Raw genomic sequence first — 13783 nt, 5'->3', positions numbered from 1 at the left:
CTGTGGCATTGTCCGCGCCGGCATCCGGCAATACCACCGCAAACTCGTCCTCGCCCATATGGGCGACAAACGCCGAGGGAGGCAGGTAGGGGTTTATTCGCGGAGCGATGGACTGCAAAACCTGGTCTGCCTGAGCGTAGCCCAAGGCCGTATTGACGTCGCGAAAACGATTGAGATCGAGCAAGAGAACGGCCGCCGGACGCTTGTTTCGGGCCTGGCTATCCAACACCTTTTGAAGCTCCCGGTGCAGGTGGGGGCGGTTCGGCAGCCCGGTTAAGGGCTCGTACCATTCGATGCGGTGGATCCTCTCTTGGGCTTGACGTTCACGCACCTGAATACGCAGTGTCCGAAATCCAAATGCGAGGTCATTGGCGGTTTCAGTGAGAAGTTCCATCTCGCGTCGTTCGAACGGAGCCGCTGTCCGCTCTTGAATCGCAAGCACGCCGTGCACACTTTCTTCACTCGACACCAGGGGAAGAGCCAATACAGTTCGGTCTTGTGGTCCCAGGAGAAGTTGCACCTCGCCCGTCTCCAGGGTCCGTTCGAACGGATCGATATCCGCCACGTTGTCTGCACTCAAAGAGCCGGCGTGCGCCACCACCCGTAGAGCGGCGGAGCTCGCCGGATCGCGAAACGCGATCAAGGCCCCCGGGTACTCGCCCATCTCCACCATAACCCGGCATACCTCCTCCACCAGCCATTGTTCATTATCGGCGCGCAGAAGCGCTTGGTTTCCGCCGCTCAACGTGCGCAAGGCCCGGTTGACGTTGCGCAGCTCAATCGTGGACTTCTCCAAAGCTCTCTCCCGCTGTTCTAGCGCCTCCGCCATTTGATCGAAGCTGCGGGCCAAGTGGGCGATTTCGTCATTGCCGGGCATTAGCCCCGTGCGGGCATCAAGGTGTCCCTCGCCAAGACGCTTGGCCGCGTTGACCAGGGAGTTAATGCGCCGCAACACGAGAGTTTCGCTGCCTAGCCATGCGAGGCAGCCAGCCAACAACGCAACAACACCGAGCAGGCACAGATCGCGCACAAAACGCCGGTCGATGCTGGAAAATACAGCTTCGGTGGGCAGCCGTACCTCCACGCGCGCCCCGTCTGCGCCCGAGCGACGCAAGGGTTCGGCATACGCGAGCGTATTGCCGCTACCGGCGCCTCGCGGGTTGCCGCCAGGCGGTGGGTACTGGGCGAGCACCGCATCATTCGCATCATAGAGGGTGATGGTTGAACCGCCGGGCAGATCCTGCTCGCCGAGCATACGACCCAGCCATGTCAGATCCAGCGCGCCGTACACGACCGACTGAATCCGACCGTCGTCATCCGTCACCGGATAACCGAAATTAACGGAGGCTTTGCCGGTGATCCGGCCCACCTGATAATCGCCAACCGCAAAATCACCGGTTTCCAGCGCGCGTCGAAAATAACTGCGATCGCGAAGATTCACCTGCTCACTCGATGGCAAAGCGCTACAAGAAACACTGCCGTCCAGTGCGATCACTCCAAAGTTGCTGTAACGCCGGTAGAGACTGAGCAGACGCGTGAGCGTGTGCTGACATGTGGCCAACGGTTGGCGAATGTCGGGCAATTCCGACAATATGCTCAGCAGCTGGTGGGCGGCCGCGGTCAATGCCGTCTCCTCGGCAACCGCGCTTCGCACAAGCTGCTCCGCATCGGCCTGGGCAATGGCCCGCGCCTTGTTGCGTTCCTCCCAGGCGTGGTAAGAGACGAGCAGAAAAGCTGGCAGGAGGCTAAGTCCCACCAGCAGCATCAGCCGTGTGCGTAATCTCGAAAGCCGATTCACGGCGAGTGCTCTCTCTTGCCGTCCCGCCTCGCATGTCTTAACTCTGGCAGGACGAGCTATGGCGTTTCCGTGGAATTGCGCCCCGGATGTTCAGCCAGCTCAAGCCTTGTAGAGTTGAACGGATTGGCCGTTTCTGCACTAGCTGCTAGTTAATACAGCCCCTTTTTGCCCGGGCGTTCTCCATGCCGCCAATTTTTCATGCCAGCCGTCACTGTGCACCCGACGACAAAGCGTGTTAACAGGTGCAGACTTTGCCTGCCTATAAAGCATCGAGTCGCATACGTTGATTTGCCCGAGTAAGTGCGTCGAGCCGAGCTCTGCGCGTCGTGCTGCATTGACGCCACTGCAACAACTCACTCGTTGACTCCCCCTTTCCCCAACGAGCTGCCGATAGCGACAACGAGCATGTTCGCCAGGCAACGATGCAAGTATCGCCCGGCCAGCGTCAGCCGCATTCGCGGGGCGGCGTGGCGCAGGACACCGCGGATCTTTTGCATCGCAACCGTAGAATAAACAGGCGTACCGATGCTGGCAGGATCTGGCGTTCCACGCTCCTACCGATTGCCTGTTGCATTTTCTATTACACAGCGACGGTGGCGGCTATTCTTTTACTGGAACGGAGGACTTGGCGAGAGCGAAGCATGAGATGAGGCGGGCTTAAAAAGCGGATCTCAGGGACCTCTCGGGAGAAAGATCAATGCCGCAACAAAAGAATCTCACATGCCTCAAAATCGCACTTTATGTTTTTGGAGCGATATTTGTCGTAGGCGTTCCAGCGATGATGATGTGGATCTGGCCTGCCGGATGGAGCTGGACACCACGTCAGTACGAATATGAACAGATGATCATGGGGATATACGCAACGTTGGGTGTCTTTTTGATCCTGGCTGCGAAAGATCCCCTGGCGAATGCGAGTCTCATATGGTTCACAATCTGGTCCAGCATCGTTCACGGCGGGATAATGCTCATACAGGGGCTCGTCGATGCAACCGATCGAATAAATCTCGTGGGTGATGTGCCCGCGCTGTTCCTGGTCGCGATCGTCCTGTGGTACCTCATGCCCAGGCGATCCCGAAGCCGGTAACTGCGGGTGTCGAACACCAACGAGGCGCCGCAACCGATCGACGCTCGCACCACATCCCGGCGGGTTTCGTGGCCGTATCGTCGTGCTTATATGCGGAGTGCCGTCTCGCATCCGCGACCGGGCGGAAGGAAAAGCCATGATCAAGCTTTATGGATTTGCTCATACGCGCTCGATCCGCGTCCTTTGGGTACTGCGAGAACTGGACGTGGACTTCGAGTTCGTCACCGTCAACCTTCTCAAAGGTGACCATCAACGTCCGGAGTTCCTCAAGATCAATCCGGCCGGCAAGGTCCCGGCGCTGGTCGATGATGAGCTTGTGCTGACGGAGTCCGTTGCGATCGTTCTTTACCTGGCCGAAAAATTCCCTGACAAAGGCCTGCTCCCGACGGATTTGAAGCAGAAAGCGCTCGTCAACCGCTGGCTCCTATTTGCGGCCACCGAGCTCGAGCAACCGTTGTGGCGCATTGTCCGCCATACGAGGCTGTATCCTGCCGAGGAGCGTCTTGCCGGCGAGATCGCCCTCGCCCGCCGGGACTTTCACCCGATGGCGGCAGTCGCGGACGGCCACCTGAAAAGCCGCCAATTTCTTGTCGGCGACCAAGTGAGCGTGGCCGACTTCGTCATGGCCTATACGCTCGATTGGGCCAACGAACTGGAGCTGCTTGCGGACTTCCCGCGCCTGCAGACCTACATGGAGGCCATGTACCGTCGTCCCCAAGCCCCGCCCCGAATCGCGGCGGCACTCGCCAGCATAAGGGGTTGATTTACGCTCGTGCCGGCTTCCCCTGTTCCGGGGAATCTGCGGCAGGGAGCGCGCTGTGATGCACGTTATTCGTTTCCTCACCATCATGCTCCCTGCGTTGAGTATGGCGATGGCCTTTTCCCATCTGCTCCAGCTTCCGCCGCGACTGAACTTCGATGGTCCGACATGGATCACGACGCAGCGAGTGTTTACGCTCTACGGCGCCCTGGGCGCCCTTATTGAAGTAAGTGCGGTTGCGCTCGCGGCGCTTTGCGCCCGTGTCGTCAAACGGCGCTCCCCGGCGTTTCCATGGACGCTTGCCGGCGCGCTCTGCCTGGCGGCCGCGCTCGCTGTGTGGGTTCTCTTCGTCGCGCCGGCCAACGTCCAGATCAGCCAATGGACACCCCAGATCGTCCCCGAGAATTGGCAGCAGTAGCGGCTACAGTGGGAGTACGCGCACGCGGCAAGGGCTTTGCTACTCGTGATCGGGCTTCGGCACGCTTGTCCAGCCGGTGCTCACCGAGACGCCGCACACGTAGCCGCCGCGCCCCTGAGGGGCACGAAACAGCACACGTAGCCGCCGCGCCCCTGAGGGGCACGAAACAGCACACGTAGCCGCCGCGCCCCTGAGGGGCACGAAACACGATGGGATTGTCCCGTAACGATCGCCCATGCGCGCCGCATTGATTGCCGGCGCGCCTGCTCACCCCCACCGAGGGGCGAGGCAGCGCGCGGGTGATTGCGGAGAAAACGAAACGGTGAGGATCAAGCGCCGTTACGACGCCTCGGCGCTAATCGAGATCGTTGCCGTCCGCCGAGTCCTCGATCGCTTCACCGCCGCTTTCAACGTCTTCGCCCACGCCCTCCATGGTGTTGCAGCCGGCGAACGTGGCCAGCATGCCTGTGAGCATCAATATCGCGAGTAACTTCCGGATCATGTTGAGCCTCCTTGTAATAAATTCATCCTGCTGCGGTAGCTCGGGTCAAATGGAACCGGGTTCACAAAAAACCCGCTTCGATCGACTCCCGGTAATTGGACGGTGAGCGTGAGAAAAGATTCAATCAACGTCCCAATTTTCGAAGAAGGGCGGCCTATATGGCCTATTTCCCGGGATGCGAAGCAGGTAAATGCGGGTGGGCGGGGGAACCCAAGAACGGCGTCGACCCACTATACCCTTAGGTCCGGTGCATCCGGGTCATCTTGGCGATGCAGGTAACCAGGTCTATACCCGCGTCTGATTGCGACCGGCACGACTTGAGGCGAGGCGTCGTATGACTGAGTTGAGCGGGCTCTTGCTGATCGTCTCTTTAACCGCCGGGATCGGGTGGGCGCTGCAGTGGCTGGTGCGCCCAGCCGCCCGCCATCCCCTCTCCGAGCCTCAAAAAACGCCGTTTCTCGGAGGCAGCGTCCCGCCCACCCATGCCTGGCAACGCTACCACGCGCGCTACTACTCCATGACGCTGCTCTTCATCGCCTTCGAGATGGAGATGATGTTCATGTATCCCTGGGCGGTGGTCTACGTGGCCGAAGGGGTCAAGGCGTTGATGGAAATGGGCATGTTTCTCGCCATTCTCTCCATCGGTATCCTCTACGGCTGGCGTGAAGGTATCTTCCGTTGGCAGTGACTTTGCTTCGCAGGCTCGCCGCCCGCGCCCGGGTCCCGGTTTTTGCGGCGGTGGGCCGCAATGCCCGTGAGCGGATCGAGGATCTCTCGCTCGCACCCGGCATAGATTGGGTGCCGACCCCGCGCCACGCCAGCGTGTTGTTGGTTGCCGGGGAGATTCCCGCCGCGGACCGCGAGGCGCTGCATCGGCTGCACGATCAGCTTCCGCACCCGCGGGCGACGCTGTGCTGGACCGAACCGGCACCCGAGTTCGACGGGGCGGTAACCGTGCCGCCTGGAAACGACCCCCTGCCTGCGCTGGCCGCGCTCTATCGGCGATTGCTCCTGGGCGAACAGCCTTCCGAACCGCATCTGCTGCCCGACGAGCCCCCGACTCCATGGCGTGGCCGCGGCGAGCACGGTCAGGGCGGAGAAGGCATGATGGGCGGCACACCCTACGGCCGGCCGATGCCCATGCCCCCGGAGGAGGATTTGCGTGACGGGCTTGCCCTGGACGCTTATCGGATGCAGGTGGGGCCGTTTCTGCCACCGCTGCCGCCGGGCCTCGTGCTCGAATTGACTTTGCAGGGTGACGTATTGCAGAGCGCGAAACTCATCCGCCCCGCGCACCCTCCGACGGCCATCTTAGGAGATCCATTCCAGCGCCTGCGCCACGCGCGAGTGCCGATCGGCGAGCTCGAGCGTGCCCGCGCCGCGCACCATCTGCGTTGCGCTGCCCGTCTGCTGGTGCTGCTGGGGCTTTTGCCGCAGACGTTGCGCTGGCGCGCGGCCGCCCGGTCCGTCGAGCGCGGCGGGCCGATTGCGCTCGGCGTCCTGCACAATTCGCTCAGACGCTGCGGCGCATTCGCCGCCATTGCGCCCGGACTCGGCCGGCTCGACGAGCGAGCGGCGGGATCGCTCGGCGGCGCGCCTGCTCGGGCCGCCGGCCACAGATTCGATACGCGCGAGGGACATCCGGCCTACCGTAAGCTCGGTTTCGAGCCGGTAACGCAAACCCGGGGCGATGTCCGTGCGCGACTGATGCAATGGCTCGACGAGGCGCAGCAGGCGGTGTGGCTTGCCACGCGCGCCCCCGCCGGGGCGTGCGTCGAACCGGGTGATGGAATCGAGAGCCCCTGGGGCACGGTGAACGGGGCGGGGCCCTCGCGGGACCTGGAATTTCGCTTCACGGACCTCTTGCCGGGGCTCGAATGGGGCGAGGCCATGTTGGTGCTTGCGAGCTTCGATCCCGCAGCGCTCGCCCGCTTGAGCCCCGCCAACGAGAACAGCCCCTGAGGGAGGCAATGGAGACAATGGAGACAAGGACGTGAAGGAATTGACTGACCTCTTCAGTACGCTGGCACTATTGCTTGCCGGCGCGTGGCTGGTCGCGGTGCTGGATCGCCTGGCTTTCGCGCTCCTCGCAAACCAGCCCATGGCAGATGCCCTGGTCGGTCCGCTGCGCCGCGCGGCATCGCTTCTCGTCCAACAGCAAAACCTCACCGAACGCCCCGATTTGCTCAACTGGAAGCTCGCACCCGCGCTGTATCTCGCCCTCGCCGGCGCGGGCATCGCCTTGGTACCACTGATGCCAGGGCGTGTCGTCGCCGATCTGGAAGCCGGCATCGTGCTCTGGGGAGCACTCGAGGCGCTGACCGTGGTAGTGGTCTTTCTGCATGGCTGGTCAGCGAATTCGCCGCTCGCGCTCATCGCCGGGTACCGCTACGTCGCCATCGGTTTGCCGATCATGCTGCTGAGCATGTTCGTGCTGATCGCAGCGGCGCTGCCGGCCGAGTCGTTATCCGTTTCGGCGGTCGTGGAATCGCAACGCGCGTTGTGGAACGTGGTGCGCCAGCCGCTCGGTCTGCCGCTGTTCCTGCTGCTCGGCCTCTCGCTCACGTTCCGCGGCCCGTTCGACTATGCCGACTCTTCGGATCTCGCGGGCGGCACCGCCAGCGAAATCTCCGGCGCCTCGCAAGCGCTGTGGCAGTTTGCGCGGCTGGCGATGCTGGTCTCCTTCGCGGCGATGGCGGCCACGATTTTCCTCGGCGGCTACCTGGGACCGCTCTTGCCCGGTCCGGTTTGGCTTCTGATCAAGACGCTTGTCGTGCTGGTGGTGCTCGTGGCGGCGAGCCATCTGTTCGCGCGGCCTTCCCCGTCACACATGCTGACGCTGCTTTGGACCGTGCTGCTGCCGCTGTCGTTCGTCGACTTGGTCATCGCCGGCCTGGAGGTGCTCTGATGACGGTGGTCGATGCGGCTTTCTGGGTCTTTGGCGTCACCGCTGTCGTCAGCGGTTACCGGGTGTTTTGCACCGACTCGATGGTGCGCGCCTCGTTTCTGCTGCTGCTTTCCTTCATCGCCGTGGCGCTGATCATGTTGTTGCTGGCCGCCCCCTACCTCGGCGTGGCCACGCTGTTCATGATGGGCGTCGAGATGATGGTCATGGCGTTGTTCATGGTCATGTTCATGATGAACCCCGCGGGCCTGAACCCGATGCGGATGGTGCACCAGCATAGGTTTTCGATCATCGCCGGCGCCGTGGCGTTTGCCGGACTGGCGATTGCCGTGCTCTACGCGGATTTCCCGCGCAATCCCGTGGCCGCCGATCGAGCGGTCATCGTGGACTTGGGCAAAGAACTGCTGGGCAAGTCCATGCTCATCTTCGAGTCGGCCGGGGTGACGCTGCTGGCGACCATGGTGGGCTCGGTGATCCTCTCTAGCCGCAGCGGGCGCTTCGGCGCCGCCGATGAAGGATCGGTGCCGCCGCCCCTGGAACCGGGCGGTGTCCCCGCCGGGCGCGTGCCGAGCGAAAATGGCGGCGAACACCATCATCAGGATCACGGCGCCGATCCTCAGGACGGAAGCGTCGAAGAAGCGGACGCTGCCACGTCGAGCGATGCCGGTGCCGAGCACGCGGAGCAGCATACATGAGCCTGACCGCCGTTCTGCTACTTGCCGCCGCGCTGATCGGGATCGGTTTATACGGGGCGTTGTCACAGCAGTCTTTCGTGATGCTGATGATGGGACTCGAGCTGATGCTGAACGGCGTGCTGCTGGCGGCGGTGGGTTTTTGGTCTCTGACAGCGGGTGGCGAGCCGAAGGGACAGCTGCTGGCGATCGTCGCCATGGCGGTCATGGCCGTGGAAATGGCGATCGGCTTCGCCCTGGTCACCGCTGTCTACCGCAAACGCCAAGCCGACGTGACCGAAGCCCTCGACACGATGAAACGCTGATGCTCTGGACGCTCGCCATTTTTCCCGTACTGAGCGCGGTGGTGTTACTCGCCGCGGGCGCACGGCAGCGGTCGACCCTGGCGTTCGCGGCCTCTCTCGGTCTGGCGATTACGCTGCTCCCGGCCGCATTGGCGGTTCAGGGCGGTTGGGAAAGCACCCTGACCTGGAATACTCCGCTGCAGTTGCAAGCGCGGTTGACGCCGCTGGCAAGCGTGATGGCGCTGCTCGTGCCGATCGTGGCGTGGCCGGTGCTGCTCTATTGCGCCGTCCATGAGCAGTGCGCGGGTCTGCCGCGACTGATCGCACTGCTGCTGGTCTTTGTCGGCGCCATGGAGCTGGTGGTCATCGCCGCCGACCTGCTGACCCTTTTGATCGGCTGGGAGGCGGTCGGGGCCTGCTCCTGGGCATTGATCGGCCATCATTGGCGCGATCGCGCCAACCCGTGCAGCGGGCTGTACGCATTTATCACGACACGCTTCGGTGATCTGGGGTTGTTTCTGGCGGCAATGGCGGCCTTCGCGGGGACCGGCTCCTTTGAGTACGCCAATCTGCCCTCGCTCCACGGCATCGGGCTGCATTTGTTCGTGTTCGGCATCCTGCTCTCGGCGGCGGCGAAATCCGCGCAGATACCGTTCGCACCGTGGCTCTTCCGCGCCATGGCCGGCCCGACCTCGGTCTCGGCCTTGCTTCACGCTGCCACCATGGTCGCAGCCGGGGCGTACTTGCTCGCACGCTTGCAACCGGCGCTCGATCGGGTCGCGTGGTTCGCCACCGCGACCATCGCTGTCGGGCTCGCCACGGCGCTCGCGGGTGGATTGGTGGCGCTGCTGCAGAGCCATTCCAAGAAACTGCTCGCCGCCTCCACCTCCGCGCAGTTCGGGTTGATGTTCATCGCTGTAGGGGCCGGTTATCCCGCGATCGCTATTCTGCATCTCGCCGCACATGCCTTTTTCAAGGCATTACTTTTTCTCGCTGCCGGAGTGGCCAGTCAACGTGCGGGCGGCTTCAGGCTGGCGCGGATGGGCTACGGCCGCGCGCTACCCGTGGTGGCAACCCTCAGTGCCGTCGGCAGCTTGGCGCTGGCCGGGTTGCCCCCGCTCGGCGCTGGCTGGACCAAGGGGGCCATCACCACCGCCGCTGGGCAGGCAAGCGTGGGGGCGGCGCTGGCCGTTATCGGCGCCGGCGGTTTAAGCGCCGCCTACGCCACACGCTTTCAACTGCTGGCCTACGGCTTCTTCGGTGGCGAAAAAGGCACTGCGCCGAACCGGCCTCACCAATTGGAAACGCTCGGGCTTGCCGTGCTGGCGGCAGCCAGCCTGTTATTCGCTTTGTTATGGCTACCGGCTGTACAAGACACCGTGGCAAAGCGGCTCGCAATCGAGCTGCCCACAGCCAAGCCCTGGGAACTGACCACTTCCTTGATAGCGCTGGGCATTGGACTGTATGTGGGGCGATTACTCGCGCGCCGTCATCCCACACTGGGTAACGCACCACATGTGGCGCCCATTGCTGATTGGCTGGGACTGCCGGCCGTTATCCATTCTACGGTAACGCGGCCGATTTCATCCTTGGCCCAAGGTATGGCGTGCGTGGATGATCGGGTAATCGATGCAGTACCAAGTGGTCTCGCTGCGATAACCCGGTCCTTCTTGGCCCAAAGGGCCGCACGGATGGATGACCGAATAGTCGATGCAATGCCCCGTGGCGTCGCGGCGTTGGGAAGCCGCCTTGCCGTGATCGGTGCGCGCTTTGGTGAGTTGCTTGCCGATGGTCTGCCCGAGGGCTCGGCGCGGCTGATCGGGCTCGGCGCGGAGGATGCGCGAGCGCTCCAAACCGGATTGTCACACCATTATTACGCCTTAATCGCAATCGGTGCGGCGGTGCTCGCCGTGATCCTGCTGGCAGGAAGTTGAAATGCTGACGCTGGTCATATTATCGCCGTTGCTCGGCGCGTTGGCGCTGGCATTGATTCCCGGCTGGCAAGCGGGCACAGCGCGGCGTTTTGCGAGCGCCGTTGCCGCTGTGCCATTGGTGTTACTGATCACCGTATGGATCGGCTTTGATACCCATGCCGGCGCGCCGGCCTTCCAAGCGCTCGCCGAACGCCCCTGGATCCCGTCGCTGGGAGTGGCATGGCGGGTGGGGGTGGACGGTATCGCGCTCGCCATTGCGGCCATGAGCGCGCTGCTTTTCCTTGCCGCGGTCCTCTGGCCGGCGGACACCAAGGGGCGCGCGCGGCAATACTACGGCTGCTTTCTGTTCCTGCAAGGCGCCTCGCTCGGTGTCTTTCTCGTGCTCGACCTGCTTTTGTTCTATGTCTTCTTCGATCTCAGCCTGGTCGGCATGTACTTCCTCATCGGTCGTTGGGGCCACGGCGAGGCGCGCCGTGCGGCGTTGAAGTTTTTCGTCTATACGCTGGCCGGCTCGCTCGCCATCCTGCTGGCGATCCTCGGCCTTTACCTCAGCACCGACCCGCTGACGTTTGACATGCGCGAGCTCATTGCCCGCCAGCCCCTGGCGGGGACGGACCTGCGCGCGGGTCTCGTGCTGTTCGCCTTCGTAACGGGCTTTGCCGTGAAAACGCCACTGTTCCCGCTGCATACCTGGCTGCCGCCAGCCCACGTCGACGCCCCCGGACCCGCTTCAGCCATACTCGCCGGCGTCCTGCTGAAAATCGGCACCTACGGGCTCATCCGCATTCCTTACTCGATGATGACGGAGACATTTGCGCGCTATGCGTGGATCATTGCCGTGGTCGCTGTCATCTCGATTCTTTGGGGGGCGCTGGTGGCTCTGGGTCAGTGCAATCTCAAACGACGTATCGCCTATACCTCGATCAACCACATGGGCTATGCCGTGCTCGGCATCGCCGCCGCCGGCGCGCTGCTCGGCGGCGAGGCGGCGGCCCGCCGGCTGGCGCTCACCGGCGCGACGGTCGAGATGGTCGCGCACGGTTTGATCACCGGCGCGCTCTTCCTGGTCGCCGGCGCCTTTTGGCAGCGGGCAGAGGAATATGACCTCACGGCCTTCGGCGGTCTCGCGCAGACCGCCCCCAAGCTGACCACATTCACCGTTCTGGCGTCGTTCGCCAGCCTCGGTCTGCCGGGACTGGCGGGTTTCGTTGCGGAGTTCCAGATATTTGCCGGTACTTTCGCCGTTTATCCGTGGCTGGCGGCGCTCGCGCTGCTCGGCCTCCTGATAACGGCGGCGCTGTTTTTGCTGATGCTCCAGCAGCTCTTTTTCGGCGAGCTACCGAAGCGGTGGGCGGATTTTCCGGACCTGCACGCCACTGAAACCGGCGTAATGCTGCTGTTGCTGTTGCTGCTGCTGGTGGTGGTCATCGGCATTTATCCCACTTGGCTCCTGACGCTGATTGACAGCACCACAGCCGCCCTGGTCGGAGGCCCGTCCTGAATTGCCCCAAAGATCATCGAGTCCAAGTGGCAAAACTCCAAGGATGAGCGTTTCAGACCATGCCGTTAAGTGATGTTCTGCCGGAAATTGCCGTTGTGTTGACCGCGGTGATTGCACTTCTGACGGCCTCGTTCGTTCCCGATCGCTGGCAATGGCTCGGCGCGCCCTTGGCGTTTCTCGGTCTGCTCGCGGCCATTGCGCTGTGCACCGGTCAGCTTGCCGGACCCGCGAGGCTCACTTTTTCCGGCGTGTGGGCGCTGGATGGGGCGAGTATCTGGGGCCGGATCCTGATCCTTCTCGCCACGGCGCTCGCCGTGGTGCTCACCCCGGAGTGGCTTTCTCGTGACCGCCGCCACGGCGAATACTACGCCATGATCCTGCTCTCCGCCCTCGGCGCCATGCTGCTCGCGGGGGCCGCGGACACCTTGCAATTGGTCGTGGGCGTGCTGCTCTCGTCCGTGACCGGTTATACCCTGGCCGCCTATCACCGCGACTGGGCATTATCGGTCGAGGCCGGGATGAAGTATTTCCTGATCGGCGCCCTCACCAATACGTTGCTGATGATCGGCGTGACGCTGCTCTTCGGCCTGCATGGCTCCACCAACTATGTGGCTTTGGCAGGCGGGCTTGCCTCCTCTGCCCCGCAAGGAATCACCTTGCTCGCGCTGGCCGTCGTCGTGGTCGGCCTCGCGTTCAAACTCGCCGCCGCGCCGGCGCACGCGTGGATGCCCGATGTCGCCGAAGGTTCGCCCCCTCCCGCCGCGGCCTTTCTGACCGTGGTGCCCAAGATCGGCGCCGCAATCGCACTGGCGCGGCTGCTCGAGCTCTTCCCCGCCGAAGCCGTGCCCTGGCGCGCTCTGTTGGCGACGCTCGCGGCGGCCACCATGACGCTGGGCAATCTCGGCGCACTGTGGCAGAACGACGTGCGCCGGCTGCTCGGCTGGTCCTCGGTATCGCAATCCGGCTACGCCCTGATGGCAGTAACCGTCCTCGGGCTCAGCGAAAAGGCTCTGCCGGCATTGCTGTTCTTTCTCGCAGGCTATGCCCTCGCCAACATCGCCGCCTTCGCTTTCGTCACGCAGCTGCGTGGGCGCACCGACATCGAGCACTACCGCGGGCTCGCCGGACAGCGCCCATGGTCCGCCGCCGCCCTTGTGGCGAGCCTCCTTTCGCTGACCGGCATTCCGCCGATGGCAGGCTTCGTCGGTAAGCTCATGCTGTTTCTGGCGACCATTGATGCCGGCTATACGTGGCTCGCGGTGGTGGCCGTCATCAATACCCTGGTCTCTCTCGTCTACTATCTGCGCGTGCTCGGTCCGATGTACTTCGACGATGCCCCCGCACCGGTTGCCGTGCTTGGCCCTTGTGCCGGGATGGGCCTGCTTGCCGCCGCCATGTCGGTCCTGCTGCTGGGTTTGGGCGCCGAGATCGTACTGGCGGCGTTTCATGGAGCAATTCTGCTGCCGCGATGACTTCTTTCCTACGAGCCAAAGACTAGGGCGCTGCGAGACCTGCCGCACCGAGCAGCAATCGGTGTACACCCTGCTCTCCGCGACGTCGCACCTGCCGACGCTTATTGCGTGACAGTTCCTTGAATTCAGCCCTTTCCAGTGCCATGGTCCGAGTTACTTGGGGGGTTTAGAGCGCTGCGCGGGCCCGTGAAACTTGATTGGCCGGCGGATCAGTCGGTACCGAGAAAGGGGTTGTCGAAATCGTTAAAAAACGGATCAGATCGATCACAAATGCAACAACATACGCCACTGTCTCTGCAATAAATTTCAAATCAGGTACCACCCGCAGAGCGGGTGGTTTGGTGAAGGCCCCCGGAGGGGGCCTGTACTCCGATGAAAGGGCCTAAAGGCCCTCCAGCCGCAACTCCTCTTGCCGCTTCTCCTCGGCTTCCTG

Annotated in this window: 13 protein-coding genes; 11 read left to right on the top strand and 2 right to left on the bottom strand. The window is 63.1% G+C overall.

Going from position 1 to position 13783, the window contains the following annotated elements; all coding sequences use genetic code 11:
• A partial coding sequence (locus AC52Q4_RS02065) for a sensor domain-containing diguanylate cyclase (RefSeq protein WP_495535142.1) occupies window positions 1-1798 on the bottom strand: 1798 nt, incomplete at its 3' end.
• 697 nt (window positions 1799-2495) lie between these two features.
• On the opposite strand from AC52Q4_RS02065, the gene AC52Q4_RS02060 reads away from it, so the two are divergent.
• From AC52Q4_RS02060 to AC52Q4_RS02050, 3 genes are all read left to right on the top strand, one after another.
• On the top strand, window positions 2496-2882 hold the full coding sequence (locus tag AC52Q4_RS02060; RefSeq protein ID WP_495535141.1) for a DUF6632 domain-containing protein: 387 nt from the start codon (window positions 2496-2498) through the stop codon (window positions 2880-2882).
• A 136-nt stretch (window positions 2883-3018) separates the two neighbouring features.
• Complete coding sequence (locus tag AC52Q4_RS02055) at window positions 3019-3645, top strand: glutathione S-transferase family protein (RefSeq protein WP_495535140.1); 627 nt, start codon at window positions 3019-3021, stop codon at window positions 3643-3645.
• A gap of 58 nt (window positions 3646-3703) precedes the next feature.
• Window positions 3704-4060, top strand: coding sequence for a hypothetical protein (locus tag AC52Q4_RS02050; RefSeq protein WP_495535139.1), 357 nt, complete (start codon window positions 3704-3706; stop codon window positions 4058-4060).
• 355 nt (window positions 4061-4415) lie between these two features.
• Here the strand turns inward: AC52Q4_RS02050 and AC52Q4_RS02045 are convergent, their stop codons facing one another.
• Window positions 4416-4562, bottom strand: a complete 147-nt coding sequence (locus AC52Q4_RS02045; protein WP_495535138.1) for an entericidin A/B family lipoprotein — start codon at window positions 4560-4562, stop codon at window positions 4416-4418.
• A gap of 334 nt (window positions 4563-4896) precedes the next feature.
• On the opposite strand from AC52Q4_RS02045, the gene AC52Q4_RS02040 reads away from it, so the two are divergent.
• The 8 genes from AC52Q4_RS02040 (at window position 4897) to AC52Q4_RS02005 (ending at window position 13350) form a co-directional block, all read left to right on the top strand.
• On the top strand, window positions 4897-5250 hold the full coding sequence (locus tag AC52Q4_RS02040; protein ID WP_495535137.1) for an NADH-quinone oxidoreductase subunit A: 354 nt from the start codon (window positions 4897-4899) through the stop codon (window positions 5248-5250).
• Entirely contained in the window at window positions 5241-6524 is a 1284-nt protein-coding gene (locus AC52Q4_RS02035; protein WP_495535136.1) for a hypothetical protein, read from the top strand. The genes AC52Q4_RS02040 and AC52Q4_RS02035 overlap by 10 nt, the downstream gene beginning before the upstream one ends.
• Before the next feature lie 70 nt (window positions 6525-6594).
• Window positions 6595-7470 carry an NADH-quinone oxidoreductase subunit H gene (locus AC52Q4_RS02030; protein WP_495535135.1) on the top strand — a complete coding sequence of 292 codons (876 nt, stop codon included), beginning with the start codon at window positions 6595-6597 and terminating at the stop codon, window positions 7468-7470.
• A complete protein-coding gene (locus AC52Q4_RS02025; protein WP_495535134.1) occupies window positions 7470-8162 on the top strand; it encodes an NADH-quinone oxidoreductase subunit J family protein in 693 nt (230 codons plus the stop codon). Before AC52Q4_RS02030 ends, AC52Q4_RS02025 begins: the two co-directional genes overlap by 1 nt.
• Window positions 8159-8464, top strand: a complete 306-nt coding sequence (gene nuoK, locus AC52Q4_RS02020; RefSeq protein ID WP_495535133.1) for an NADH-quinone oxidoreductase subunit NuoK — start codon at window positions 8159-8161, stop codon at window positions 8462-8464. The genes AC52Q4_RS02025 and nuoK overlap by 4 nt, the downstream gene beginning before the upstream one ends.
• Window positions 8464-10377, top strand: coding sequence for an NADH-quinone oxidoreductase subunit 5 family protein (locus tag AC52Q4_RS02015; protein WP_495535132.1), 1914 nt, complete (start codon window positions 8464-8466; stop codon window positions 10375-10377). The genes nuoK and AC52Q4_RS02015 overlap by 1 nt, the downstream gene beginning before the upstream one ends.
• A gap of 1 nt (window position 10378) precedes the next feature.
• Window positions 10379-11878, top strand: a complete 1500-nt coding sequence (locus AC52Q4_RS02010) for a complex I subunit 4 family protein (protein ID WP_495535131.1) — start codon at window positions 10379-10381, stop codon at window positions 11876-11878.
• Between the two features lie 59 nt (window positions 11879-11937).
• Window positions 11938-13350, top strand: coding sequence for an NADH-quinone oxidoreductase subunit N (locus AC52Q4_RS02005; protein ID WP_495535130.1), 1413 nt, complete (start codon window positions 11938-11940; stop codon window positions 13348-13350).
• Window positions 13351-13783 lie beyond the last annotated feature (433 nt).

It is taken from the genome of Nitrococcus sp. (genome assembly GCF_059432795.1).
The sequence above is the reverse complement of the archived record's forward strand: the minus strand, read 5'-3'. Positions and strand labels throughout refer to the sequence as shown.

Excerpts from the sequence above, each read along its gene's own strand:
- AC52Q4_RS02060 (WP_495535141.1), top strand. The coding sequence starts at position 2,496 with ATGCCGCAACAAAAGAATCTCACATGCCTCAAAATCGCACTTTATGTT.
- AC52Q4_RS02055 (WP_495535140.1), top strand. The coding sequence starts at position 3,019 with ATGATCAAGCTTTATGGATTTGCTCATACGCGCTCGATCCGCGTCCTT.
- AC52Q4_RS02050 (WP_495535139.1), top strand. The coding sequence starts at position 3,704 with ATGCACGTTATTCGTTTCCTCACCATCATGCTCCCTGCGTTGAGTATG.
- AC52Q4_RS02045 (WP_495535138.1), bottom strand. The coding sequence starts at position 4,562 with ATGATCCGGAAGTTACTCGCGATATTGATGCTCACAGGCATGCTGGCC.
- AC52Q4_RS02040 (WP_495535137.1), top strand. The coding sequence starts at position 4,897 with ATGACTGAGTTGAGCGGGCTCTTGCTGATCGTCTCTTTAACCGCCGGG.
- AC52Q4_RS02025 (WP_495535134.1), top strand. The coding sequence starts at position 7,470 with ATGACGGTGGTCGATGCGGCTTTCTGGGTCTTTGGCGTCACCGCTGTC.
- nuoK (WP_495535133.1), top strand. The coding sequence starts at position 8,159 with ATGAGCCTGACCGCCGTTCTGCTACTTGCCGCCGCGCTGATCGGGATC.
- AC52Q4_RS02015 (WP_495535132.1), top strand. The coding sequence starts at position 8,464 with ATGCTCTGGACGCTCGCCATTTTTCCCGTACTGAGCGCGGTGGTGTTA.
- AC52Q4_RS02010 (WP_495535131.1), top strand. The coding sequence starts at position 10,379 with ATGCTGACGCTGGTCATATTATCGCCGTTGCTCGGCGCGTTGGCGCTG.
- AC52Q4_RS02005 (WP_495535130.1), top strand. The coding sequence starts at position 11,938 with ATGCCGTTAAGTGATGTTCTGCCGGAAATTGCCGTTGTGTTGACCGCG.